The 22,272-nt window shown below is 43.9% G+C and carries 27 protein-coding genes; 24 read left to right on the top strand and 3 right to left on the bottom strand.

From position 1 onward, the window contains the following. Positions 1 to 70: 70 nt before the first annotated feature. From nhaA to L2730_RS12905, 5 genes are all read left to right on the top strand, one after another. Positions 71 to 1,246, top strand: a complete 1,176-nt coding sequence (gene nhaA, locus L2730_RS12925) for a Na+/H+ antiporter NhaA (RefSeq protein ID WP_248974966.1) — start codon at positions 71 to 73, stop codon at positions 1,244 to 1,246. Next, positions 1,243 to 1,626 (top strand): hypothetical protein, encoded by a 384-nt coding sequence (locus tag L2730_RS12920; RefSeq protein WP_248974965.1) that lies wholly within the window; start codon positions 1,243 to 1,245, stop codon positions 1,624 to 1,626. The genes nhaA and L2730_RS12920 overlap by 4 nt, the downstream gene beginning before the upstream one ends. Before the next feature lie 58 nt (positions 1,627 to 1,684). Continuing rightward, a complete protein-coding gene (nhaR, locus tag L2730_RS12915; RefSeq protein ID WP_248974964.1) occupies positions 1,685 to 2,593 on the top strand; it encodes a transcriptional activator NhaR in 909 nt (302 codons plus the stop codon). 82 nt (positions 2,594 to 2,675) lie between these two features. Beyond that, positions 2,676 to 2,927: an FAD assembly factor SdhE gene (locus L2730_RS12910; RefSeq protein WP_428848456.1), complete on the top strand. Its 252-nt coding sequence runs from the start codon at positions 2,676 to 2,678 to the stop codon at positions 2,925 to 2,927. Continuing rightward, complete coding sequence (locus L2730_RS12905) at positions 2,908 to 3,339, top strand: protein YgfX (protein WP_248974963.1); 432 nt, start codon at positions 2,908 to 2,910, stop codon at positions 3,337 to 3,339. The genes L2730_RS12910 and L2730_RS12905 overlap by 20 nt, the downstream gene beginning before the upstream one ends. A 6-nt stretch (positions 3,340 to 3,345) precedes the next feature. On the opposite strand, the gene nadB is transcribed toward L2730_RS12905, so the two are convergent. Then, the gene (nadB, locus tag L2730_RS12900; RefSeq protein WP_248974962.1) at positions 3,346 to 4,956 is read right to left on the bottom strand and encodes an L-aspartate oxidase; all 1,611 of its coding nucleotides are present in this window, start codon (positions 4,954 to 4,956) and stop codon (positions 3,346 to 3,348) included. 33 nt (positions 4,957 to 4,989) lie between these two features. Between nadB and L2730_RS12895 the strand changes: the two genes are divergently transcribed. The 14 genes from L2730_RS12895 (at position 4,990) to L2730_RS12830 (ending at position 16,044) form a co-directional block, all read left to right on the top strand. After that, a complete protein-coding gene (locus L2730_RS12895; protein ID WP_248974961.1) occupies positions 4,990 to 5,238 on the top strand; it encodes a hypothetical protein in 249 nt (82 codons plus the stop codon). 150 nt (positions 5,239 to 5,388) lie between these two features. After that, positions 5,389 to 5,967 (top strand): RNA polymerase sigma factor RpoE, encoded by a 579-nt coding sequence (gene rpoE, locus L2730_RS12890; protein ID WP_012154289.1) that lies wholly within the window; start codon positions 5,389 to 5,391, stop codon positions 5,965 to 5,967. 26 nt (positions 5,968 to 5,993) lie between these two features. Beyond that, the gene (locus L2730_RS12885) at positions 5,994 to 6,596 is read left to right on the top strand and encodes a sigma-E factor negative regulatory protein (RefSeq protein WP_248974960.1); all 603 of its coding nucleotides are present in this window, start codon (positions 5,994 to 5,996) and stop codon (positions 6,594 to 6,596) included. Positions 6,597 to 6,608: 12 nt separating this feature from the next. Further along, positions 6,609 to 7,541, top strand: coding sequence for a MucB/RseB C-terminal domain-containing protein (locus tag L2730_RS12880; RefSeq protein WP_248974959.1), 933 nt, complete (start codon positions 6,609 to 6,611; stop codon positions 7,539 to 7,541). A gap of 13 nt (positions 7,542 to 7,554) precedes the next feature. Further along, on the top strand, positions 7,555 to 8,019 hold the full coding sequence (locus tag L2730_RS12875; RefSeq protein ID WP_248974958.1) for a SoxR reducing system RseC family protein: 465 nt from the start codon (positions 7,555 to 7,557) through the stop codon (positions 8,017 to 8,019). Between the two features lie 132 nt (positions 8,020 to 8,151). Continuing rightward, positions 8,152 to 9,942 carry a translation elongation factor 4 gene (gene lepA / locus L2730_RS12870; RefSeq protein WP_248974957.1) on the top strand — a complete coding sequence of 597 codons (1,791 nt, stop codon included), beginning with the start codon at positions 8,152 to 8,154 and terminating at the stop codon, positions 9,940 to 9,942. 137 nt (positions 9,943 to 10,079) lie between these two features. Next, positions 10,080 to 10,997 (top strand): signal peptidase I, encoded by a 918-nt coding sequence (gene lepB, locus L2730_RS12865; protein WP_248974956.1) that lies wholly within the window; start codon positions 10,080 to 10,082, stop codon positions 10,995 to 10,997. 1 nt (position 10,998) lies between these two features. Then, complete coding sequence (rnc, locus tag L2730_RS12860) at positions 10,999 to 11,676, top strand: ribonuclease III (protein ID WP_020913805.1); 678 nt, start codon at positions 10,999 to 11,001, stop codon at positions 11,674 to 11,676. Then, the gene (era, locus tag L2730_RS12855) at positions 11,673 to 12,665 is read left to right on the top strand and encodes a GTPase Era (protein WP_248974955.1); all 993 of its coding nucleotides are present in this window, start codon (positions 11,673 to 11,675) and stop codon (positions 12,663 to 12,665) included. Before rnc ends, era begins: the two co-directional genes overlap by 4 nt. Before the next feature lie 161 nt (positions 12,666 to 12,826). Further along, on the top strand, positions 12,827 to 13,540 hold the full coding sequence (gene recO / locus L2730_RS12850) for a DNA repair protein RecO (RefSeq protein WP_248974954.1): 714 nt from the start codon (positions 12,827 to 12,829) through the stop codon (positions 13,538 to 13,540). 111 nt (positions 13,541 to 13,651) lie between these two features. Continuing rightward, a complete protein-coding gene (gene pdxJ, locus L2730_RS12845; RefSeq protein ID WP_248974953.1) occupies positions 13,652 to 14,389 on the top strand; it encodes a pyridoxine 5'-phosphate synthase in 738 nt (245 codons plus the stop codon). 79 nt (positions 14,390 to 14,468) lie between these two features. Beyond that, positions 14,469 to 14,864 (top strand): holo-ACP synthase, encoded by a 396-nt coding sequence (gene acpS / locus L2730_RS12840; protein ID WP_248974952.1) that lies wholly within the window; start codon positions 14,469 to 14,471, stop codon positions 14,862 to 14,864. A gap of 95 nt (positions 14,865 to 14,959) precedes the next feature. After that, a complete protein-coding gene (locus L2730_RS12835; protein WP_248974951.1) occupies positions 14,960 to 15,310 on the top strand; it encodes a putative quinol monooxygenase in 351 nt (116 codons plus the stop codon). Between the two features lie 194 nt (positions 15,311 to 15,504). Beyond that, positions 15,505 to 16,044, top strand: a complete 540-nt coding sequence (locus L2730_RS12830) for an Mpo1 family 2-hydroxy fatty acid dioxygenase (protein ID WP_248974950.1) — start codon at positions 15,505 to 15,507, stop codon at positions 16,042 to 16,044. Positions 16,045 to 16,086: 42 nt separating this feature from the next. Here the strand turns inward: L2730_RS12830 and L2730_RS12825 are convergent, their stop codons facing one another. Continuing rightward, positions 16,087 to 17,361 (bottom strand): HlyC/CorC family transporter, encoded by a 1,275-nt coding sequence (locus L2730_RS12825; RefSeq protein WP_248974949.1) that lies wholly within the window; start codon positions 17,359 to 17,361, stop codon positions 16,087 to 16,089. A 120-nt stretch (positions 17,362 to 17,481) separates the two neighbouring features. Then, positions 17,482 to 18,270, bottom strand: coding sequence for a cytochrome C assembly family protein (locus L2730_RS12820; RefSeq protein ID WP_248974948.1), 789 nt, complete (start codon positions 18,268 to 18,270; stop codon positions 17,482 to 17,484). A gap of 384 nt (positions 18,271 to 18,654) precedes the next feature. On the opposite strand from L2730_RS12820, the gene ffh reads away from it, so the two are divergent. The 5 genes from ffh (at position 18,655) to rplS (ending at position 22,201) form a co-directional block, all read left to right on the top strand. Further along, complete coding sequence (gene ffh / locus L2730_RS12815) at positions 18,655 to 20,028, top strand: signal recognition particle protein (RefSeq protein ID WP_248974947.1); 1,374 nt, start codon at positions 18,655 to 18,657, stop codon at positions 20,026 to 20,028. A gap of 218 nt (positions 20,029 to 20,246) precedes the next feature. Next, positions 20,247 to 20,498 carry a 30S ribosomal protein S16 gene (gene rpsP, locus L2730_RS12810; protein ID WP_044556030.1) on the top strand — a complete coding sequence of 84 codons (252 nt, stop codon included), beginning with the start codon at positions 20,247 to 20,249 and terminating at the stop codon, positions 20,496 to 20,498. Between the two features lie 20 nt (positions 20,499 to 20,518). After that, positions 20,519 to 21,049, top strand: a complete 531-nt coding sequence (rimM, locus tag L2730_RS12805) for a ribosome maturation factor RimM (RefSeq protein ID WP_020913793.1) — start codon at positions 20,519 to 20,521, stop codon at positions 21,047 to 21,049. 15 nt (positions 21,050 to 21,064) lie between these two features. Next, positions 21,065 to 21,811, top strand: a complete 747-nt coding sequence (trmD, locus tag L2730_RS12800; RefSeq protein ID WP_248974946.1) for a tRNA (guanosine(37)-N1)-methyltransferase TrmD — start codon at positions 21,065 to 21,067, stop codon at positions 21,809 to 21,811. Positions 21,812 to 21,847: 36 nt separating this feature from the next. Beyond that, complete coding sequence (rplS, locus tag L2730_RS12795) at positions 21,848 to 22,201, top strand: 50S ribosomal protein L19 (protein WP_020913791.1); 354 nt, start codon at positions 21,848 to 21,850, stop codon at positions 22,199 to 22,201. Positions 22,202 to 22,272 lie beyond the last annotated feature (71 nt).

Below are 22,272 nucleotides of genomic sequence, written 5' to 3'. Positions count from 1 at the left end.
GATGCAAACGATTATTCAGGTTGAGAGTAATCGGCTACACTCGTTACATTGAGATTTTATGGAGCGTAATATGGAACGGGCAATTAGGAATTTTCTAAGCCAAGAATCTGCAGGCGGCATTCTATTGATGATTGCTGTTGTGCTAGCAATGATTTTAGCAAACTCACCTTTATCAGGAATGTATCAAGGTTTTCTTGAGACAGAGATGCAGGTGCGTGTTGGTAGTTTAGATATAGATAAAACATTGATCCATTGGATTAATGATGGACTGATGGCGCTGTTCTTCATGCTTATTGGTCTAGAGGTTAAACGAGAGCTTTTAGAAGGAGCATTATCGAGCAGAGCTCAAGCCTCTTTACCAACTTTTGCTGCGATTGGCGGTATGGTGTTCCCAGCTGCAGTCTACTTGTTGTTTAACTATTCCGATCCGATAACCCAAGTGGGCTGGGCTATTCCTGCTGCTACTGATATTGCATTTGCTTTAGGGATTATGGCATTACTGGGTAGCCGTGTGCCGGTTGCGCTAAAAGTCTTCTTATTAGCGCTAGCTATTATTGATGATTTGGGTGTCGTGGTTATTATCGCGCTATTTTATAGTACTGATTTATCTACGGTTAGCTTGGTGGTTGCCGCTGCGGCTATTGTCGGTTTGATAGGGCTGAACCGCAAAGGTGTTACTGCGCTCGGGCCTTATGGCGTGCTAGGTCTAATCTTATGGATTGCCGTACTTAAGTCTGGTGTTCATGCAACGTTAGCAGGTGTGATTATTGCCTTCTGTATACCGCTACGTGCTAAAGATGGTTCATCGCCCTCTGAGAGCTTAGAGCATAGCTTGCATCCTTGGAGCACATTTATCATCTTACCTATTTTTGCCTTTGCAAACGCAGGTGTTGATTTGAGCGGTATGAGTCTAAGTTCATTGTTATCGCCAGTGCCGTTAGGGATCGCTTTAGGACTATTAGTAGGTAAGCCTTTAGGTATTATGTTGTTTAGCTTTCTTGCGGTAAAGCTTAAGCTTGCTGTATTACCTGATGGTGTGGGTTGGAAGCAGATTATTCCTGTCTCTGTGATGTGTGGTATTGGTTTCACCATGTCTATGTTTATTTCATCACTTGCGTTTCTTGGCGAAGGCGCAATGTATGGTGACTATGCCCGACTCGGGATCTTATTGGGCTCGATAGCATCAGCGGTCATTGGTTACTTCTGGTTGTCTAAAGTATTGCCTGAAAAAGGAGAGAAAGCATGAGAATTGCACTAATAGCATTGGTACTTGGATTAGGTTTCTCTACAAGCGCTTCGGCTTCACAGATTGAAGCATGTAACTTAGATACGAATGATGCACACTGTCAGAACTATCTAGAAGGTGTTGTTGATGGAGCTCTTATGTATAAAGGTGCTGCCGTTGGCGAGCGTTTAGAGTCGAATGATTATGAGTCTCGAGCGTTGAAATATCGAGGTGGCAAGCGCTTCCAAGAAGCCAATCGTACCTTCTGTCAGAACCGAATCCCTAACCGTGATGCACTGGTATCTGGCTTGGCGGAGGCGTTTAAAGTCGGCAAAATCGAAACCACTGATGACCTTACTACCGCGATGTTCAGTCTAATGGATTGTCAGCGTCTGAAGTAATTTTCTTAAGGGCTAGCACTGATGCTAGCCCTTTTAATATCAACAACGGCACTTTTAGATGGCAAACCTTAATTATAATCATCTCTATTACTTTTGGATGATCCAAAAAAAAGGCTCAGTGGCTAAAGCGGCTGAAGCGTTATGCTTAACGCCACAAACCGTGACCGGCCAAATTCGAGTGCTGGAAGGTAGTTTAAAGGGAAGTTTATTCAAGCGTGTCGGCCGTTCTCTTGAGCCTACAGAGCTGGGCGAATTAGTATTTCGTTATGCAGACAAGATGTTTAGTCTAAGCTATGAAATGCTTGATCTGCTTAACTACCAAAAAGATGAAAATATTCTGTTTGAGGTGGGGATTGCTGCAGCACTTTCAAAGGCACTCACCAGCCGTGTGTTATTGTCCGTAGTACCGAGTGATGGTTCGATGCATTTGGCATGTTATGAGGCAACTCATGAAAGCTTAATGGAGCGCCTTCGTGGGCATAAGTTAGACATGATTTTGTCTGACTGTGCTGGTGAAAGCCTGAAGTATCCCGAGATCTTGTCTAAACAATTGGGAGAGAGTGGTATTGCTTTCTTCTCGTCAGAAACTTACTCAAAGCCGTTTCCTGATTGCTTAGAGCAAGGAAAGTTATTGATCCCCAGTCGAGGGACGTCATTGGGGCAACAGTTGGTGCGTTGGTTTGACGAGAAAAACCTTAATATCAGTATTCTTGGTGAGTTTGATGATGCGGCAATGATGAAGTCATTTGGTTTTTTTAAGCAGGGGATATTTGTTGCACCGTCTATTTATAAGCAAGATATCTTAGATCGTGGAATGATGTTGCTTGGAGAAACGACCGAGGTAAAAGAGGTTTATCATGTGATGTTTGCTGAACGAATGATCCAACACCCGGCGGTGAAGCGTTTATTGAATACCGACTTTTCTGAGCTTTTCGCGGGTAATGACGTAAAAGTTAAGCAGCTATAATCACATGTTTTGGAAGTAAAGCTCATTTGGGTATACACTAGCGCCACTGTAAAAGATTGGAGTAATAAACTTGTCGGAATCAATGCCAGAACCCATGAAAATAGCAAGAGTACGATGGGCTTGTCGCCGAGGCATGTTGGAGCTTGATGTATTGTTTCAGCCTTTTGTTGAAAAACATTATGAAGCGATGTCGAATGAGGACAAAAGCGTTTTTGTTAAGCTGCTTGAATGTGAAGATCCGGAATTGTTTGCTTGGTTTATGGGGCATGAAGTCTGTAAAAATCCTGAGTTTGCAGAGATGATAATAAGAGTTCGTGGCCGCCCAGCCGCATAGCTTTAGCCTTTATAGCTCTTTCGGTCAACGGCTTTCGTTGACCGTTGTTGCTGCAATCTGTTTAACTTCCTTTTTGATTTGGCCTTACTCCGAATCGTTAGTTTACCTCGTTAGCAAAGCAGTCACATTTTCCTTATGTTGTTGTTTTTTCATTTGGCAGTTTTGGCTGCTTCGATACTGGTCTTGTCAGTTCATACTCTTTGCAGATGGTAGTGTACGGTTAAATCAGCAGCGCTTTGTGATCAAAGGAAAACCGATAGTGACACCTTTTGCGGTGGTTTTTGATATTCACTGTGGCCGTGAGAGAAAAAGACTGGTGGTTTGGGCAGATATGTTAAACGACACAAATTATCGGCATCTGTGTCGTCTATTGTTGTTAGCTTATCGAAATAGGCTTAACTCAAACAGCTAAAACCAATTATTGAGGTTGTAATATTGTTGGCTTCGGTGATGCTTCTTTCTCTGGGTGATCAATGTTGTAATGCAGCCCGCGACTCTCTTTACGCTCCATAGCACAACGAATAATGAGCTCTGCGACTTGCACCAGGTTACGTAGCTCTAGCAGGTTATTACTGACTCTAAAGTTACTGTAATACTCTTGGATCTCTTGCTGTAACATCACGCAGCGCCTTAGCGCACGCTCTAAACGTTTATCAGAACGAACAATACCCACATAATCCCACATAAACAGGCGTAATTCGTGCCAGTTATGGGCGATTACCACCTCTTCATCTGAGTTTGAAACTTGGCTTTCATCCCACGCAGGCAATGTTCCTGGCATTGGGATTTTACCTAGCTGGCTTTCAATATCTTCTGCCGCAGCTCTGGCAAATACTAAACACTCCAGTAGTGAGTTACTGGCCAAACGGTTAGCACCGTGAAGTCCGGTGTATGCGACCTCACCAATAGCGTACAAACCATTGAGGTCGGTCTGTCCATGCAGGTCCGTCATGACTCCGCCACAGGTATAGTGAGCAGCAGGCACGACTGGGATTGGATCGGTGGTGATATCAATACCGAACTCTAAACAGCGTTTATGAATGGTAGGAAAATGCTTAATGATAAAATCTGCAGGTTTGTGAGTGATATCTAAATAGACACAGTCAGAACCTAAGCGTTTCATCTCATAATCAATTGCTCGAGCGACGATATCTCGAGGTGCCAGTTCTGCTCTGTCATCAAACTCTGGCATAAAACGACTGCCATCAGGGCGACGTAAAAATGCGCCTTCGCCTCTGAGTGCTTCGGTCAGCAAAAAATTACGCGCATCAGCATGATATAAGCAGGTTGGGTGGAATTGATTAAACTCCATATTGGCAACTCGGCAGCCTGAACGCCACGCCATGGCGATGCCATCGCCTGAGGCAACATCTGGATTGGATGTGTACTGGTAAACTTTTGAGCTACCTCCGGTTGCTAATGCTACAAAGCGTGCTTTTACTGTTTCGACTTGCTCTAAATCTCGATTCCAAACATAGGCACCTTGTACACGGTTGCCTGGTCTGTCTAACTTACGAGTCGTAATCAGGTCGATAGCATTGTAACGTTCTAGCACTTGGATATTTGGGTGGCGGCTGGCTCGCTCTTGTAGGGTTACTTGTACCTCTTTACCCGTTGCATCAGCTGCATGCAAAATTCTTCGATGGCTATGGCCACCTTCACGTGTTAAGTGATAAGGCGCCTCTTCAACGCTGCCATCAGCGGTTTCTTCTTTGTCGAAAGCAACGCCACAATCGATCAGCCATTGCATCGAGGCACGCGCATTTTCAGCCGTAAACTTGACTACAGGCTCGTCACAAAGCCCAGCTCCAGCGACTAATGTATCGGCAACATGGGACTCAATGGTGTCCTCTTCGTCGAAAACTGAGGCTATACCACCCTGAGCGTAATAGGTTGAACCCTCACTTAAAGGACCTTTGGAAAGTAAAATAACTTTCGATTTTTCAGCGAGATGCAGTGCAAGGGTTAGCCCCGCAGCACCACTGCCAATAACCAAAATATCAGATTGGTGTTCAACTACTTGTTTCATCAGGTATCATAGAGTCATCTGGGAATTCGGACTATGTTAAACCAAGATGCTGTTTATGGATACTTATCAAGTTGGCATATTGCTTGTTGGATCTATTTTCGCTTTAAATATTGTGCAGAGTTATTGGTAAACGCTGCAGTCCCTAAGCCTGCTTTTATTGTTAAATACAAAGTGATAAAACAGGAAGATTCAGAGATTTTTTGTGCTGATCAATTCAACGAGCAAAAAATTAGCGCAGATGAACAGCGTTTTGGTGTGTTATATAAGTATGTTTTCAGGTGATCAGCTTTTTAAAGTTTGTTCCCCAAAAAAAAAGAAAATGACATATTTGCACATTTTTATAGAACTTTTTTGAAACTCGCTAGTCTACATAAGTGAATATGATTCGAGCGGCTGAGAAATCAGTATTAGATTTAGGAGTAGTCGGCTCGGATGAGTGGACAAATAAGTGATCAACAGTTAGTTGAGCGCGTACAGCGTGGTGATAAGAACGCTTTTAACCTTTTAGTGCAAAAATATCAAAACAAGGTCGCGAATCTGATATCGCGTTATGTGCGAAATCAGGCCGACGTTGCAGATGTGTCGCAAGAAGCTTTTATAAAAGCATATCGAGCGTTACCGAACTTTAGGGGCGAAAGTGCGTTTTACACATGGTTGTATCGCATTGCAGTTAATACTGCAAAGAATCATCTGGTCGCACAAGGGCGTAGAGCGCCCGCGAATGATGTCGATGCTGAAGAAGCTGAATACTATGATGGCAGCGATGCGTTAAAGGAGTTTGCATCTCCGGAACGACTCGTATTGTCAGAAGAGATTCAAAAGGTCGTTTTTGACACTTTAGACACATTGCCAGAAGAATTGAAGATGGCAATCTCACTAAGAGAACTTGATGGTATGAGTTACGAAGAGATTGCTAATGTCATGGATTGCCCCGTAGGTACTGTGAGATCACGGATCTTCAGAGCGCGTGAGGCGATTGATAAAAAGCTTAAGCCGTTGCTAGAACGCTAGCACCCTTGAACAAAGATAGGTGAACAATGGATAAATTAGGTCAGGAATGGGTATCTGCTGCTGTCGATGGTGAACTCGACGAGCAAACGTTAGCTGAATTAGCAGCTGATGCAGATTCACATGAGCAGTGGCGTGATTATCATATGATTGGTGATGCGATGCGTGGCGAACTGCCACAAGCAGTATCTATTGATCTGAGTGCTAGTATCATGGCTGCGATTGATGAAGAGCCTGCTATTATTGCTCCTAAGCAAACTGCTGTTAAAGCGGCCACAAAGCCTACTTCAAGTAAAGTTGTGCCACTATTTAAGCAATTTGGGCAGTATGCTATTGCAGCGACCGTTGCTATGGTTGCAGTGGTTGGTGTGCAAAATTATAACCAAGAGACATTACTAGACAACTCTCCTTTACCTGTTTTGAACACTAGACCTCTGATTGGTAGTGCATCACCGGTAAGCTTGCAGACTGGCGCAGTACAGCAAAATCAAAGCTATACTAATGAACAAGTCGTTGATCAGCGTCGTCGTATTAACTCCTACATTCAAGATCATATGTTACAACAAAGATTGAATAATGGTGCGGTTATAGAGGACAATAGAGAGGTAGATACGATACCTGTCAATCAGTAACAAGGAGTTAGCTTGCGTCTAATCCTACTGGCTATTCTAGCCATGAGTTTTCCCGCGATGGCGCGGGAAGATATGCCCGCCAAAGCTTGGCTTGAAAATATGAGCCAAGCACTGCGCGAACAAGAATTCAAAATATCCCTAATACAAATTCAAGCCGATCATATTCGTCCTTTGGTTTATATTCATGGCAAGGTACAAGATCAAGAGGTGGCATTTTTAGAGCACCTTAATGGGCCGCCTAAGAATGCTGTTCGAGTTGGTAATACGGTGACCTTCATTGAGCATGATCAACCAGCTTATAGTGTTCACGCAAAACGTATTCAAGGAGTTATTCCAGCCGCCTTCGCTGATGATATCTCTAATCTAGAAGCTGGATACCAGTTTGTATTAGGTGGTAGAAGCAGAATTGCAGGACGACCAGGACAATTGGTACGCATCATACCTAACGATGATAATCGATATGGTTATCAAGTTTGGCTTGATATGGATACCTTTTTGCCGCTCCGATTCGACATGATTAATAACGATAAGCAGCTATTAGAGCAGCTTATGGTCGTCGAATTATTAGTTTTAGAAGAGGTGCCTTCTATACTGATAGAGGCGCACAAGCAGGAGTGGCCAGCAGTAATGGCGCAATCTGAACGTGCTGCAGGTGAAGATTGGAAGTTTGGTTGGTTACCGAAAGGCTTTAAAGTGCTGGTAAAAGATCAACATCGATTAATCGGTAGTAAAGAAGCTGTAGAATACATTGCGATTAGCGATGGCCTTGCGAGTATATCTGTTTATGTCGCTAAAGCAGGTGATTCGCCGCTTCCAGATGAATTGGTTACCCGTAATGGGTTATCGCTTGCTACAGAGCGTGTTGGTAATGCAGAGGTTGTTGCTGTAGGTAAAGTGCCTGCTGAAACGTTAAGTCGCATAGCTCAAAGTATTATGTTGCAGTAAAAGGTTTATTACCATGATGGAAGAGGTTGCCAAAGTTGTTGCTAACAGCAACTCTGGTTGGGTTGTTGTAGAAGTTGAGATGAAGAGTGCTTGTAATCACTGCGACAGCAGTGATTCATGCGGTACCTCAGCTGTTGCAAAAGCCTTTTCACCAAAGGTTCAGCGTTTTTCTATCCAAACTGAACGTGCTTTTGCAACCGGAGAGCGCTTAAAGCTCGGTCTTCCTGAAAGCGTTATTCTAAAAGCCGCTATGTTGGTATATATCCTGCCTCTAGCTGGGTTTTTCGTCGGTGCTTATAGTGGTAATTTGCTAGCAGCAAATATAGGCGTGAATCAAGATTTGTTGGCTATTGCCTTTGCATTAGTTGGCGGTGTTGGTTTTTGGGCCTTAGGAAAGAAATTTGCGAAGGCGCTAGAGGAAAAGGCACAACCAATCATCATAAAATCTCTTGGTAAGCCTATCGATATAGCTCAGTAACCGTAGATACTTGGCCTCTAGCGTAACTTTCCAATTCAAAAGCATGATAAAAATTGGTATTAAAGCCGCAATCGGGTACAATTCTGCACCTTAAAAATTCTTTTCAACTTCGAGTTAAGTCATCCCAGCATAATGAAGCATATTAGAAACTTTTCAATTATTGCCCATATTGACCACGGCAAATCAACACTCTCAGATCGCCTTATTCATGAATGCGGTGGCTTAACTGATCGCGAAATGGCCGCACAGGTTCTCGACTCAATGGACATTGAGCGTGAGCGCGGTATTACGATTAAAGCGCAAAGTGTTACTTTGGACTATAAAGCTAATGATGGTGAGACTTACCAACTTAACTTTATTGATACGCCTGGCCATGTCGATTTCTCCTATGAGGTATCACGTTCTTTAGCTGCTTGTGAAGGCGCGCTATTGGTGGTTGACGCGGGCCAAGGTGTCGAAGCGCAAACTCTAGCCAACTGTTACACGGCACTTGAGATGGATATGGACGTTGTTCCAGTTCTGAACAAGATCGATCTCCCTCAGGCAGATCCCGACCGTGTAGCAGAAGAGATTGAAGATATTGTCGGTATTGAAGCGGCTGATGCTGTACGTTGCTCAGCTAAAACCGGTGTCGGCATTAAAGATGTGCTGGAAGTGATTGTTGAGCAGATCCCGCCACCAGAAGGTGACGAAGAAGGCCCACTGCAGGCGCTAATTATTGATTCCTGGTTTGATAGTTACTTAGGCGTTGTATCTTTAGTACGTATTAAAAATGGCGTATTTAAGAAGGGCGACAAGTTTAAAGTTATGTCTACAGGTCAGACTCATACCGCTGATCGTGTCGGTATCTTTACCCCGAAACAAACTGATACTCCAGAGTTAAAAACTGGCGAAGTGGGTTTTGTTATCGCGGGTATTAAAGAGATCCACGGCGCACCAGTCGGTGATACGTTGACTCATGCAAAGCATGGTGCACTTGAGCCACTACCTGGTTTTAAGAAAGTTAAACCACAGGTATACGCGGGTCTATTCCCTATTTCTACTGATGACTATGAAAGCTTTCGTGATGCGCTTAACAAGCTAAGCTTGAATGATGCTTCATTGTTTTTCGAGCCTGAAACCTCATCAGCACTCGGTTTTGGTTTCCGTATTGGTTTCTTGGGTCTACTCCACATGGAGATTATTCAAGAGCGTCTAGAGCGTGAATACAACCTAGAGCTTATTACTACAGCACCTACCGTAGTGTATGAGATCGTCCAGACCAATGGCGAGACTATTTATGTCGATAACCCATCGGATCTACCTGCGATTAATAATATCGAAGAGATGCGTGAGCCAATTGTAGAGACTAATATTTTGGTACCTAAAGAGTATTTGGGTAACGTCATTACTCTGTGTGTTGAAAAGCGTGGTGTACAAACTAACTTGGTTTATCACGGTAACCAAGTTGCACTTACTTACGAATTGCCAATGGCAGAAGTGGTGATGGACTTCTTTGATCGTCTAAAATCAACCAGTCGTGGTTATGCATCGCTTGAGTATAACTTTGTCCGCTTTGAACCTGCAGACATGGTGCGCCTCGATATTCTTATTAACGGTGACAGGGTCGATGCGTTAGCGATGATTATTCATAAAGGGTTGATCCGTTCTAAGGGTCTAGCATTAGTGAATAAGATGAAAGAGCTCATCCCTCGTCAGATGTTTGATATTGCAGTTCAGGCAGCAGTAGGTAGCCAGATTATTGCGCGTTCTTCGATTAAGGCGATGCGTAAAGACGTAACGGCTAAGTGTTACGGCGGTGACGTATCACGTAAGAAGAAGTTACTGCAGAAGCAAAAAGACGGTAAGAAACGCATGAAGCAAGTGGGTAACGTAGAAGTTCCACAAGAAGCGTTTTTAGCAGTGTTGAAGCTTAACGATTAAGTTAGTTCGTTAAGATTTGTTAATATATCGCTAGACTTTGCGCCGCAGTTTGCGGCGCTTTCATTACTGGCGTATAACCATAGGGACATCGACACGTTAGTCGTAACCCAATTATGTTTGGCAGGAGTTAATTAATAATGGCAGCCTATTTTTCGCTAATTTTAGTTTTGGTCACCTTAGGCAGTGGCCTTGTTTGGATGGCAGATGCGCTAGTATTCGCCCCTAAGCGTCGTGAGAAGTTGGCAATGGCTCAAGCGGCTGAAGCTGAGTTAAGCGAAGAGAATGCAGAAGTGATACTGCGTGAGTCGGCGTTTGTTGAAACGTCAAAGTCCATCTTTCCTGTTATCGCATTCGTGCTTATTTTACGCTCTTTTATTTATGAGCCTTTTCAGATCCCATCAGGCTCAATGATGCCGACACTGCTCGTTGGTGACTTTATTCTGGTTGAAAAGTTTAGCTACGGGATTAAAGATCCTGTTTGGCGCACAACGTTAAAAGAAACGGGCAAGCCTGAGCGTGGTGATGTGGCTGTCTTTAAATACCCAGAAAACCCACAGATTGATTATATTAAGCGTATTGTAGGCTTGCCGGGCGACCGTATTGTTTACCGCAATAAACAGCTTTATATCCAAGCTGCTTGCGCGGAAGGGCAAAGTCCTTGTCCAGAACTAAAAGCCGTAGAACGTGTCTCTGTTAACCGTGGCGAATTTTCCCAAGACGGTACGCCATTGCTGCGTTTTAAAGAGCAAATTGGTGATGTGACGCATGACATCTTAATCAATCCATCACGACCTGACATGATCAACTACTATCACCGCCAAGAGAATGTACCGTTGACAGAGTTTATTGTGCCTGAAGGTCAATACTTTGCAATGGGTGATAACCGCGATAACAGTACCGATAGTCGTTTTTGGGGCTTTGTACCTGAGCATAACCTCGTCGGCAAAGCCGTCGCGATTTGGATAAGCTTTGAGTTTGACAGAAAACCGGCTGACTTTTTACCAGCTTGGATCCCAACAGGGGTGCGTTTTAACCGTGTAGGCGGAATTGTGTAATATGGAACCGATTAAAAATATCCCTAGACTATGTCGTACCTTGGGTTACGAGTTTGCTGAGCAAGCATTATTAGATCAGGCGCTAACACATAGAAGTGCCTCTAATAAGCATAATGAGCGACTCGAGTTTTTGGGTGACTCTATCTTGTCTATTGTGATTTCCGACGCGTTATATCATCAGTTTCCTAAGGCGACTGAAGGTGATTTAAGTCGGATGCGTGCCACGTTAGTCTGTGGGAAAATGTTGGCTGAAATAGCCATAGAGTTCAAATTAGGTGATTATCTAAAACTTGGACCCGGTGAATTAAAAAGCGGTGGGTTTAGACGTGAGTCTATATTGGCCGATGCGGTCGAAGCCATCATTGGCGCTATCTATCTTGACTCAGATATTGAGAAATGCCGTAAATTGGTGCTGAACTGGTATGCATCGCGCTTGCGAGTGATTGAGCCCATTAACCAGAAAGATCCAAAGACGTTACTTCAAGAGCATTTGCAGAAGTTTAGAAAACCGCTGCCAATCTATAAAGTCGTCCATACTGAAGGAGATGCCCATGAGCAAACCTTCACCGTTGAATGTGTTGTAGAAGACTTGAGACAAGCCGTTGTCGGGGTTGCTAGTTCACGCAGAAAAGCAGAGCAAAGTGCAGCCGCTCAAGTGTTGGAGTTAATTAAGAAATGAGTAACGAAAAAGATTTACCTGAGAGCAATGAACCTAGTCTAGACGACTTACTCGCGCAGATGAATAACCCTTCATCAGCTGTTAAGTACGCGGTGACTTATTGCGGTATGGTGGCGATTGTTGGCCGACCAAACGTTGGTAAATCAACCCTGCTTAACAAATTGTTAGGCCAGAAAATCAGTATTACCTCTAAAAAACCGCAGACGACTCGTCACCGTATTATGGGGATCCATACTGACGGTCCACGTCAGGTGGTGTTTATCGATACACCAGGCCTTCACATGGAAGAAAAGCGTGCGATTAACCGATTGATGAACCGAGCCGCTGCTAGTTCATTGGCAGAAGTCAGCTTGGTGATATTTGTGGTTGACGGCATGAACTGGACAGCTGATGACGAAATGGTACTGCGTAAGTTGCAGAGCCGTGATGATGGTCGCAAAACGGTTCTAGCCATCAACAAAGTCGATAACATCAAGGATAAAGAAGCACTATTTCCTCATCTTGAAGAGTTATCGAAAAAGTTTGAATTTGATGAGATCTTGCCTATTTCTGCAACACAGGGCACCAATGTGCAACGGATTTTAGATATGTCCGTTGAATCGGTACCTGAGTCACCACATTTCTTCCCTGAAGATTATGTGACTGACCGCTCGCAGAAGTTCATGGCATCAGAAATCGTACGTGAAAAGTTAATGCGCTTTTTGGGCGATGAGCTTCCATACGATTGTACTGTTGAGATTGAGCAGTTCAAGATGATGGAAAACGGTGTCTATCAGATCAATGCGTTAGTACTCGTTGAGCGTGAAACACAAAAACGCATGGTGATTGGTAACAAGGGAGAGCGCATCAAAAAGATCAGCTCTGCCGCTCGTGTTGATATGGAAGTCTTGTTTGATAATAAGATTTTCTTAGAGATGTGGGTGAAGGTTAAATCAGGTTGGGCCGATGATGAGCGTGCACTGCGCAGCTTAGGTTACGGCGAAGAGTAACGGTTACATTCATATCGCGTAATAATGCCTCTTTTTAGCAATAGAAAGGGGCGTTTTTGTAAGCGGTTTAGGCTATTTGAGCTGCATTGGTATTAGCACTCAATTGGTTTTATGATGGTTACTGTTATTTTTATCAATTTACTCAGCGGAATTAAATAATCATGGAGCGTGGCTACGTTCTTCATACTAGACCCTTTCGTGAATCAAGTGTGCTGGTCAACCTTTTGGTTGATGGCAAAGGGCGCGTTGATGCAGTTGCTCGTCTCGGCAGCAGTAAGAACTCTATTCGCAGTATCGTGCAGCCATTTCAGCCGCTCATTTTTCAGCTGCAAGGAAAATCAGACCTTAAGAACTTAAAGCAAGTTGAAGCAGCAAGCCCTGCAGTACCGCTAACTGGTAATTGCTTGTATTCAGGTCTGTACCTTAACGAGCTGCTTATTCGGTGCTTAACGGTTCAGCATAGCGCTGAAGAGCTGTTTTTTAACTATCATCAAACATTGATAGCAATGGCAAAGGAATTTAATCAAAGTCAGTTACGCTATTTTGAGCTGGCGTTGCTACAAGAATTAGGAACCATGCCGTCGCTAGAGTATGACCCGTCAGGTGCAGAGATGACGGCTAGTGGTTTTTATCGACTTGAACTTGAACATGGTTTTATGCCGGTGATAGCGACACAATATAATCAACATAAATTCTTCACTGGCGAGATGCTATTTGCACTTAAACAACAGACGTTGTTGGCTGAGCACTTTGCCGAAGCTAAAAAGTTGATGCGACAATTGTTGGCACCAACATTGGGCGATAAGCCGCTGCACTCGCGTAGTTTGTTCATCAAGAAGAACGTCAGTTCGAGTAAAGCGACGCCAAGTGACTAACTGATTTTCACTCAAATAATTCAATGGGGTATAGCAGCTCAGATGCTGGCTATAGACTAAATCTCGCAGTACAATAGCGGCTTTATAAATTCGTTTAATCAAGGAACACACATGAGCCGGATCCTACTGGGCGTTAACATTGACCACATTGCAACTCTACGCCAAGCTCGCGGTACTAACTATCCCGATCCTGTTCATGCTGCCGCAGTTGCCGAACATGCTGGCGCTGAAGGCATTACTATTCATCTGCGTGAAGATCGTCGCCATATTATCGATAGAGACGTATATACCTTAGCGAAAACGCTTAAGACTCGGATGAATTTTGAGATGGCCGTCACTGAAGAGATGCTTGATATTGCCTGCGAGATTAAGCCTGCTTATGTGTGTCTAGTGCCAGAGAAGCGAGAAGAGCTTACTACTGAAGGTGGTCTTGATGTTGCTGGTCAGCAAGATAAGATAGCAGCTGCTGTAACGCGCTTATCTAAAGAGGGCATTAAGGTGTCTTTGTTCATCGATGCTGATAAAACGCAAATTGACGCTGCTGTTACAGTTGGAGCGCCAGTGATAGAGATCCATACTGGTTGCTATGCTGACGCCGAAACTGACGCTGAAGCTACAGCTGAACTTAACCGCATTAGTACCATGGCGACATACGCCCATGGAAAAGGCTTAGTTGTGAATGCTGGTCATGGTTTGCATTACCATAACGTCAAGCCGATAGCTGCTATTCCTGAGTTATATGAGCTCAATATTGGTCATGCCATTATCGCCCGCGCTGCTATTGACGGTTTAGCTACCGCGGTACGAGATATGAAACAGTTGATGGTTGAAGGTCGCCGAGGCGAGTAAGTCGCTTGCAAATGTGATTTAAAGAGCCGAGCATGGCACTAAGTTATGCTCGGCTTTTGTTTAGTTAAAAAGGTAATTTATGATTGTTGGTTTGGGCACTGATATTGTTGAGATTGCGCGCATAGAGACTCGAGTTCCGGTGGCTAGCGAGAAGGGGCTGCAAACTAATCGTTTAGCTAAAAGAGTGTTAACACCGTCAGAGCTTGATATTTTTATCAAATCTTCCAATCCTGGCCGTTACTTGGCTAAGCGCTTTGCAGCAAAGGAGGCTGCAGCAAAAGCGTTAGGTACAGGTATTGGTCGCGGTGTGTCATTTCAACATATTGAGATCAGTAATAACGGCAATGGTGCTCCAGTAGTCACCTTTAGCGGTGGCGCGGCTGAGCGGCTAGCGCTACTTGGTGGCGTTAAAGGTCATTTATCGATTGCTGATGAGAAACACTATGCAACAGCAACGGTTATCATAGAGTCATAAACACATTGAGGATTGTGATTGCTCTGCAGAAGGGTACATTTAATCAGATTAAACTCGCGGGCAACATTTATTAGTCAGCTATTGAAGGAGTTATTATGACAACTAGAGTCTACGTATTAGCACAGTTTCAACCAAAGGAAGGTAAAGAGTCGGAGTTATTTGAGGTGCTAAAAGCACTAGAGCCTGATGCTTACCGTGAACAAGGCTGTATTCAATATATGCTAACCCGCCAAATTGATCACCCGAGCGCTTCTCGCACAGATTATCCGATAGTATTTAATGAGATCTGGCAAGACGCCGATTCTTGGTCTGCCCATGGCCGTCGTAAACAGATCCAGCAGTTTTTTGAGACTCAAGTCAAAGCTGATAGTGGTCTGGTCAAAGATGCAATTGTCACCGCCTATACCGATGAAGGCTATGAGTACGATAAGCCTATTTTTGAGTAACCGCGATTCAGTGCTTTTTGTGGACTTCCTTTATACAAATGCGTATTTAGGTTGAATATTTGCTCTATTAATTGTCGTCAAAATCCATTAGGTTAATGATTGGTTAAATTCTAACGCCTAGCCATTTAAGCGTTAAGCACAGATAACCCAATAATAATCATAATAAGCGTTAAGTTTAGTAAGGAGACTGATAGATGAAATCCGCCGTAGAGCAGCTGTCGACCTATAAAAGTGTGCACTTAAACCCGAGCAATATAAAAACTCATTTCTTTGGCGTACCGCTGATCATCTGGTCGGCATTTGTAGGCTTCAATCTTATCCCTATCAACTTTGCTGTATTTGATGACCCCGTCATTAGTTTTAACGTGGCGACTGTTTTTGCTGTAGTGGTATTGGGGTATTACTTTATGTTGCATGCAAAATTAGCGTTCGGTCTAACCTTGTTCATTATTCCAGTGCTTTATACCTCTAGCATTGTTGCTCAATATGCTGGTGCAGGCTACCTTGCGATAGCTACTTTTGTTGTTGGCTGGGTCATTCAGTTTATCGGTCATAAATATGAAAAGGCAAAACCAGCTTTTGTGGATGACTTAAATCAGTTATTGATCGGGCCGTTCTTTTTGATGGCGGAAGTGTATTTTAAGCTTGGTTTTGAAAAAGAGCTGTTAGCTGAGATTACGCCAATCGCACGCGATAAACGCCGAGCGCTAGAAGCTGCGAAGAAAGGAAAATAAATGATAATAAAAAACGCTAACCAATTGGTTAGCGTTTTTTATTTAAGCTGTAGGTTGCGCATAGTGTTGAGGTAATACTCGTACCGTTTTCACCATGTTATCGCCTAGTTCTATTACCTCAATGGGGTAGCCTGCAATTCGCATACTGGTTTTGACCGTTGGGATCTCTTCAAGATGTTCCAATATTAAGCCGTTAAGGGTCTTAGGACCATCAATTGGAAACTGCCAGTCCATCTCTTTATTCAGTTCTCGAATGTTGATACTTGCTTCAATCAGGAAGCTACCATCTTGTTGTTCATTAATATCTTCACTCGGTGTGGTGATCATCGAGGTCGTATAATCGCCAACTATCTCTTCCAGAATATCTTCAAGGGTGACTAAGCCCTGAATATCGCCGTACTCGTCTACCACTAGACCAATGCGTTCTTTATTTTGCTGGAAGTTACTCAACTGGACATTCAGTGGTGTACCTTCAGGGATGAAGTAAAGCTCCTTTACTGCACGTAGAAGCGAAGACTTACTAAATTGTCCTTTAGATTGCAGACGTAGTGCATCGCGCAGGTGAACAAAACCAACTGCGTCATCAACAGTATCACGGTATAGCAGCACTCGAGTATGAGGGCTCTGAATCACCTGTTTATTAATACTCTTGAACTCGTCATTGATATTAATGGCGTAAAGTTCAGAGCGAGGCACCATCACATCTTCAACAGTGACCTTTTCCAAATCCATAATTGACAGCAGCATCTCTTGGTGACGTCTAGGTATCAATGCACCTGCTTCGTGTACTACTGTGCGCAACTCTTCTTGGCTTAGTGCATCTGAAGTTTTTGTCGAGCGGATACCAACCATTCGCAGCACTGCAGAAGTAATAAGATTGACTGCTTTTACGAATGGAAGCAGTACTATCAGTAGTAAACGTAAAATGTGGCTAGACGGAAATGCGATACGTTCCGGGTGCAGCGCGGCAAAGGTTTTAGGCGTCACTTCGGCAAAAACCAGTACAACCATGGTCAATACACCGGTAGAGATCGCAATCCCCACGTCACCAAATAAGCGCAGACCGATAATGGTGGCTATGGAGGAGGCGAGGATATTGACCAAGTTGTTACCGATCAGGATAAGTCCAATCAATCTATCAGGGCGCTCAAGTAGTTTTGTCGCGCGAATAGCGCCTTTATGGCCGCTTGATGCCAAATGACGTAAACGGTATCTATTTAGGCTCATCATGGCTGTTTCAGACCCTGAGAAATAGGCTGAAAGTAAAATCAAGACGAACAGAACAGATAATAGTACGCCAGTGGATATTTCGTCCAAAAGTTGGAGCTCCGCTGTGGATTAATTAAAACCGTAAAAAATTAGTAATTACAGATATTTCGAAAACATGTCAAGTTTGGCTCAATACTGAATCGATTGAGCCAACTGACGAGAGTGGGATTAACCGAGGATTAACTCTTTAACAATACGGGCACCAAAGTAGGCAAGTGATAGTAAAACTCCGCCAGTCAAGGTGTATGCAACGGCTGTTCTAATCTTACAACCGACCCAATATTGCTGCGCTAGCATACCTATATACACACACCATGCAAGGATGGACAAAATCGCTTTGTGACCTTTCCCCTCTTCGAACATATCGTCAAGGAATATGAAGCCCGTTGCCAGTGCTAAACTTAATAGAATGACGCCGACAATCACTAAGTGGTAAAGCTGCTTTTCAACCGTCATTAATGGCGGCATCGCTGACGTCATAACCAGCTTCTTGCTCTTGAGTCGATGTTGAATGATGGCTAATTGGATTGCATAAAGTGCTGCAATCATTAAGGCACTGTATGCCATTAGTGACAATACGACATGCACCAATACATCTGGGTGGATCTCAAAGTGAGTGATGTATTCTGGTGGAACGAGCCATAATAGCGCGACGGAGATCACCGAGCAGGCGTAGACCACTGGTACCACGACGATAACCTTGAGGCGAAACAGCAATATGGTAAAGCTAAAGGTGATAATCCAATTCACCAAAGAGATGACATTAGTCAAGCTAAAGTTTTGACCATCACCAGTAAATACCGCTTGTGATAGGGCGGCTGCATGCAACACAACACCTATGGCTGCAACGCCTGCAACTAATTTCCTGTTTGGTCCATCTGCGTGAAAAAGACGAGTCGCGACGAGAACCAAAGCAATACTGTAAAAAAACATGGCTGAAGCTGAAAAAATAACCATTGAGTATTAACCTATTGTTGTGAGCTAATTGTTTTATTAGCTTGTTGGCCCTAACCAAAAGTCAAAGCAGACTTATATTAACTTGATTCAATCAGAAGTTAAATTACTGAATCACAAATCGTAACCCACCAAGTTTCTATTCTAAAGTCATAGGATTTGAATCACAGAAACCCAGTGGTTAGATTAACATGAGCTTGGGTTATTTGGGCAGTGACATTGGTTGCAAAAATAGGCTGAATCTATGTCTTAGGTCAGTTTTTTCATAAAATGTCGTCGATAGGACTGATGTAAGGCAAGTTACTTGGCTCATTGAGTAGCATAATATCTGGGCATCGCTATAATACTGCCCATCAATATCAATTTAAAACGGTAAAGAACTGGATAATGTTTGAGAACTTAACTGACAGATTGTCACGTACGCTGAAGAATATCAGTGGCCGTGGTCGCTTAACGGAAGAAAACGTTAAGGAAACTTTGCGCGAAGTTCGTATGGCCCTACTTGAGGCCGATGTTGCTTTACCGGTTGTGCGCGAATTTGTTAATAGCGTAAAAGAGCGTGCTGTCGGACAAGAGGTTTCTAAAAGCCTAAGCCCAGGACAGGCGTTTATTAAGATTGTCCAGAGTGAGCTAGAAAATGCGATGGGCGAAGCCAACGAGGCTTTGGATCTATCAGCTCAACCTCCGGCAGTGATAATGATGGCGGGTCTGCAAGGCGCGGGTAAAACTACCAGTGTCGCTAAGCTGTCAAAGTTTTTGCGAGAGCGTGAAAAGAAATCTGTATTGGTTGTCAGTGCTGACGTATACCGTCCTGCTGCAATCAAGCAACTAGAAACCTTAGCTGAAGAAGTTGAAGTTGAGTTTTTCCCATCAGATGTTAGCCAAAAGCCTGTTGATATTGCTAATGCTGCGATTGCACATGCCAAGCTTAAGTTCATTGATGTAGTGATTGTCGATACGGCAGGTCGCTTACATGTTGATGAAGCGATGATGGACGAAATTAAAGAGCTTCACGCGACTGTAAACCCTGTTGAGACCTTGTTTGTGGTTGATGCCATGACGGGTCAAGATGCGGCTAACACTGCTAAAGCCTTTAATGAAGCGCTACCACTAACGGGTGTTGTACTGACAAAAGTGGATGGTGATGCTCGCGGTGGTGCAGCGTTATCGATTCGTAATATTACGGGTAAACCGATTAAGTTCTTGGGTGTCGGTGAGAAAACTGACGCACTAGAAGCTTTCCACCCAGACCGAATCGCTTCGCGTATTCTTGGTATGGGCGATGTATTATCGCTGATTGAAGAAGTCGAGCGCGGCGTTGACCAAGAAAAGGCGATGAAACTTGCCTCTAAGGTCAAAAAGGGCGGTAGTTTCGATTTAGAAGATTTCCGTGAGCAGCTGCAGCAGATGAAGAACATGGGCGGCATGATGAACATGATTGAGAAGCTGCCAGGTGTTGGTCAACTGCCACCAGAAGCGCTTGCTCAAGTTCAAGACGGTAAGATGACTGGACAAATGGAAGCTATTATCAACTCAATGACTCCCGGTGAACGTCAACGTCCTGACATTATTAAAGGCTCTCGTAAGCGCCGTATTGCTATGGGGTCTGGTACACAAATTCAAGATGTAAACCGTTTACTTAAACAGTTTACTCAGATGCAGAAGATGATGAAGAAAATGTCATCTAAAGGCGGCATGAAAAAGATGATGCGTGGTATGAGCGGTATGTTACCACCGGGTATGAAAATGCCAGGCCGCTAGTCTATTATTAATCGTTCCGTACAAAATTTTACAGGCTAGAGTGAGTTTTCATTCTAGCCTGTAAATCGTTTTTGGCGTAATAAACGTCGATTACGGTTGCATTCGCCGGTCAGTCAGGTAAAATCGGCCGGCTTTCTATCTGGGGCTCTCCGCGAACACGGAGTTTCAGTTTTTATTTTTGCTTGATAAAAAGCAAATCATTAGAGGATACAAAACGCATGGTTACCATTCGTTTAGCTCGTGGCGGCGCAAAAAAGCGTCCATTTTATAACATCGTTGTTGCTGACAGCCGTAACGCCCGTGACGGTCGTTTCATTGAGCGTGTTGGCTTTTTTAACCCATTAGCTCGTGGCCAAGAAGAAGCTCTACGCTTAGATCTTGACCGTGTTGAGCACTGGGTTTCTAACGGTGCTGCTACATCTGACCGTGTAGCAAAATTGATCAAAGACGCTCGTAAAGCAGCTGCTTAATAGCGTTAAGGTATAGATTGATGAGCAGTAAACAAGAACCCGTCGTACTTGGGAAATTAGGTTCAAGTCACGGCATTAAAGGTTGGTTGAAGATCACTACCTATACCGATTCTGTTGAAGGTATTTTTGATTATTCTCCTTGGTTGTTAAAAGAGCAAGGTGAATGGCGTGAGGTTAAAGTCCTCCAGTGGCGTATGCAAGGTAAAGCGGTAGTCGCTTGTCTTGAAGGCGTAGAAACACGGGATCAGGCTCAGGCACTTACAAATTGTGAGATTGCCGTCACTCCTGAACAGATGGAAGTTTTGCCAGAAGATGAATTCTACTGGCGAGATCTTATCGGATGTGAAGTGGTGAATACCAAAGGCTATAACATGGGTAAAGTGCAAGAGATCGTGGAAACAGGATCAAATGACGTACTCCTAGTTAAAGCTAACGCAAAAGATGGCTTTGGCAAAGCGGAACGAATGATCCCCTTTGTTACCGAACAGTTCATCCAAAAGGTGGATTTGACGGCAAAACAGATTTTAGTGGATTGGGATCCGGACTTTTAAGTCGAGGTAGAGCAGATGTGGTTAGGGGTAGTAACCCTGTTTCCGGAGATGTTTCGTGCCGTAACAGACTTTGGTGTAACGGGTCGTGCAGTTAGTAAAGGATTACTAGAGATGCAAACGTGGAATCCTCGTGATTTCACCCATGATAAACATAAGACAGTGGATGACCGCCCATACGGTGGTGGCCCTGGCATGTTAATGATGGTGCAACCTCTACGTGATGCCATCCATGCGGCGAAAGCTGCAGCTGGAAAAGAGGCAAAGGTGATCTACCTTTCTCCTCAAGGCCGTAAGCTGACACAGCAAGGCGTTGAAGAGTTAGCAAAATCATCCTGTTTGGTCTTAGTGTGTGGACGATACGAAGGTGTCGATGAGCGCATTATACAAACTGAAGTGGACGAAGAGTGGTCGATTGGAGATTACGTGCTTTCGGGCGGTGAACTTCCTGCGATGACTTTGATTGATTCAGTATCGAGACTTGTTCCTGGCGTGCTAGGAAAGAAGGCTTCAGCAGAGCAGGACTCCTTCTCTGACGGTTTACTGGATTGCCCCCACTATACGCGTCCTGAAAGTATGGATGGGCTGGATGTTCCAGCCGTGTTACTAAGTGGCAACCACGAACATATTAGACGCTGGCGTTTGCAACAAAGTCTCGGAAGAACTTTGTTAAGACGACCAGAATTACTTGAAAATCTAGCTCTGACTGGCGAACAAGAGCAGCTTTTAGCTGAATTTGTTGACAGCATCAAACAAGATGCTTAGTCGAAGCGCAGTTATTACTAGTATGGAGTTTATTTAATGAATAACATCATCAAAATGCTCAACGAAGAGCAAATGAAAACCGACGTACCAGAATTTGGTGCCGGTGATACAGTAGTTGTAAAAGTACGTGTTGTAGAAGGCGGTAAAGAGCGTCTACAGGCGTTTGAAGGCGTTGTAATCGCTAAGCGTAACCGCGGCGTTCACTCTGCATTCACAGTACGTAAAATCTCTAATGGTGAAGGTGTTGAGCGTGCGTTCCAGACTCACAGCCCAATCATCTCTAGCATCGAAGTTAAGCGTCGCGGCCGTGTTCGTCGTGCTAAGCTTTACTACCTACGTGAGCGTTCAGGTAAGTCTGCACGTATCCGTGAGAAGCTTTCAACTAAGTAATTACTTTTTAGTAATAATTAGTTCGGCTAAAAAAAGATGCAGTGTTCGCACGAGAAACCGCCTATATGGCG

Origin of the sequence: Shewanella kaireitica (genome assembly GCF_023284045.1) — a bacterium.
Taxonomy (GTDB): domain Bacteria; phylum Pseudomonadota; class Gammaproteobacteria; order Enterobacterales; family Shewanellaceae; genus Shewanella; species Shewanella kaireitica.
This window is presented reverse-complemented; position numbering and strand designations above follow the sequence as displayed.

Bases quoted from the DNA above. Each gene is read 5' to 3' on its own strand.
- recO (WP_248974954.1), top strand. From the start codon at position 12,827: ATGGAGCGTGGCTACGTTCTTCATACTAGACCCTTTCGTGAATCAAGT.
- lepB (WP_248974956.1), top strand. From the start codon at position 10,080: ATGGCAGCCTATTTTTCGCTAATTTTAGTTTTGGTCACCTTAGGCAGT.
- trmD (WP_248974946.1), top strand. From the start codon at position 21,065: ATGTGGTTAGGGGTAGTAACCCTGTTTCCGGAGATGTTTCGTGCCGTA.
- rplS (WP_020913791.1), top strand. From the start codon at position 21,848: ATGAATAACATCATCAAAATGCTCAACGAAGAGCAAATGAAAACCGAC.
- acpS (WP_248974952.1), top strand. From the start codon at position 14,469: ATGATTGTTGGTTTGGGCACTGATATTGTTGAGATTGCGCGCATAGAG.
- rpoE (WP_012154289.1), top strand. From the start codon at position 5,389: ATGAGTGGACAAATAAGTGATCAACAGTTAGTTGAGCGCGTACAGCGT.
- era (WP_248974955.1), top strand. From the start codon at position 11,673: ATGAGTAACGAAAAAGATTTACCTGAGAGCAATGAACCTAGTCTAGAC.
- nadB (WP_248974962.1), bottom strand. From the start codon at position 4,956: ATGAAACAAGTAGTTGAACACCAATCTGATATTTTGGTTATTGGCAGT.
- L2730_RS12820 (WP_248974948.1), bottom strand. From the start codon at position 18,270: ATGGTTATTTTTTCAGCTTCAGCCATGTTTTTTTACAGTATTGCTTTG.
- nhaA (WP_248974966.1), top strand. From the start codon at position 71: ATGGAACGGGCAATTAGGAATTTTCTAAGCCAAGAATCTGCAGGCGGC.
- L2730_RS12830 (WP_248974950.1), top strand. From the start codon at position 15,505: ATGAAATCCGCCGTAGAGCAGCTGTCGACCTATAAAAGTGTGCACTTA.
- L2730_RS12875 (WP_248974958.1), top strand. From the start codon at position 7,555: ATGATGGAAGAGGTTGCCAAAGTTGTTGCTAACAGCAACTCTGGTTGG.
- L2730_RS12835 (WP_248974951.1), top strand. From the start codon at position 14,960: ATGACAACTAGAGTCTACGTATTAGCACAGTTTCAACCAAAGGAAGGT.
- L2730_RS12895 (WP_248974961.1), top strand. From the start codon at position 4,990: ATGTTAAACCAAGATGCTGTTTATGGATACTTATCAAGTTGGCATATT.
- rimM (WP_020913793.1), top strand. From the start codon at position 20,519: ATGAGCAGTAAACAAGAACCCGTCGTACTTGGGAAATTAGGTTCAAGT.
- ffh (WP_248974947.1), top strand. From the start codon at position 18,655: ATGTTTGAGAACTTAACTGACAGATTGTCACGTACGCTGAAGAATATC.
- L2730_RS12885 (WP_248974960.1), top strand. From the start codon at position 5,994: ATGGATAAATTAGGTCAGGAATGGGTATCTGCTGCTGTCGATGGTGAA.
- L2730_RS12910 (WP_428848456.1), top strand. From the start codon at position 2,676: ATGCCAGAACCCATGAAAATAGCAAGAGTACGATGGGCTTGTCGCCGA.
- pdxJ (WP_248974953.1), top strand. From the start codon at position 13,652: ATGAGCCGGATCCTACTGGGCGTTAACATTGACCACATTGCAACTCTA.
- rpsP (WP_044556030.1), top strand. From the start codon at position 20,247: ATGGTTACCATTCGTTTAGCTCGTGGCGGCGCAAAAAAGCGTCCATTT.
- rnc (WP_020913805.1), top strand. From the start codon at position 10,999: ATGGAACCGATTAAAAATATCCCTAGACTATGTCGTACCTTGGGTTAC.
- nhaR (WP_248974964.1), top strand. From the start codon at position 1,685: ATGGCAAACCTTAATTATAATCATCTCTATTACTTTTGGATGATCCAA.
- lepA (WP_248974957.1), top strand. From the start codon at position 8,152: ATGAAGCATATTAGAAACTTTTCAATTATTGCCCATATTGACCACGGC.
- L2730_RS12920 (WP_248974965.1), top strand. From the start codon at position 1,243: ATGAGAATTGCACTAATAGCATTGGTACTTGGATTAGGTTTCTCTACA.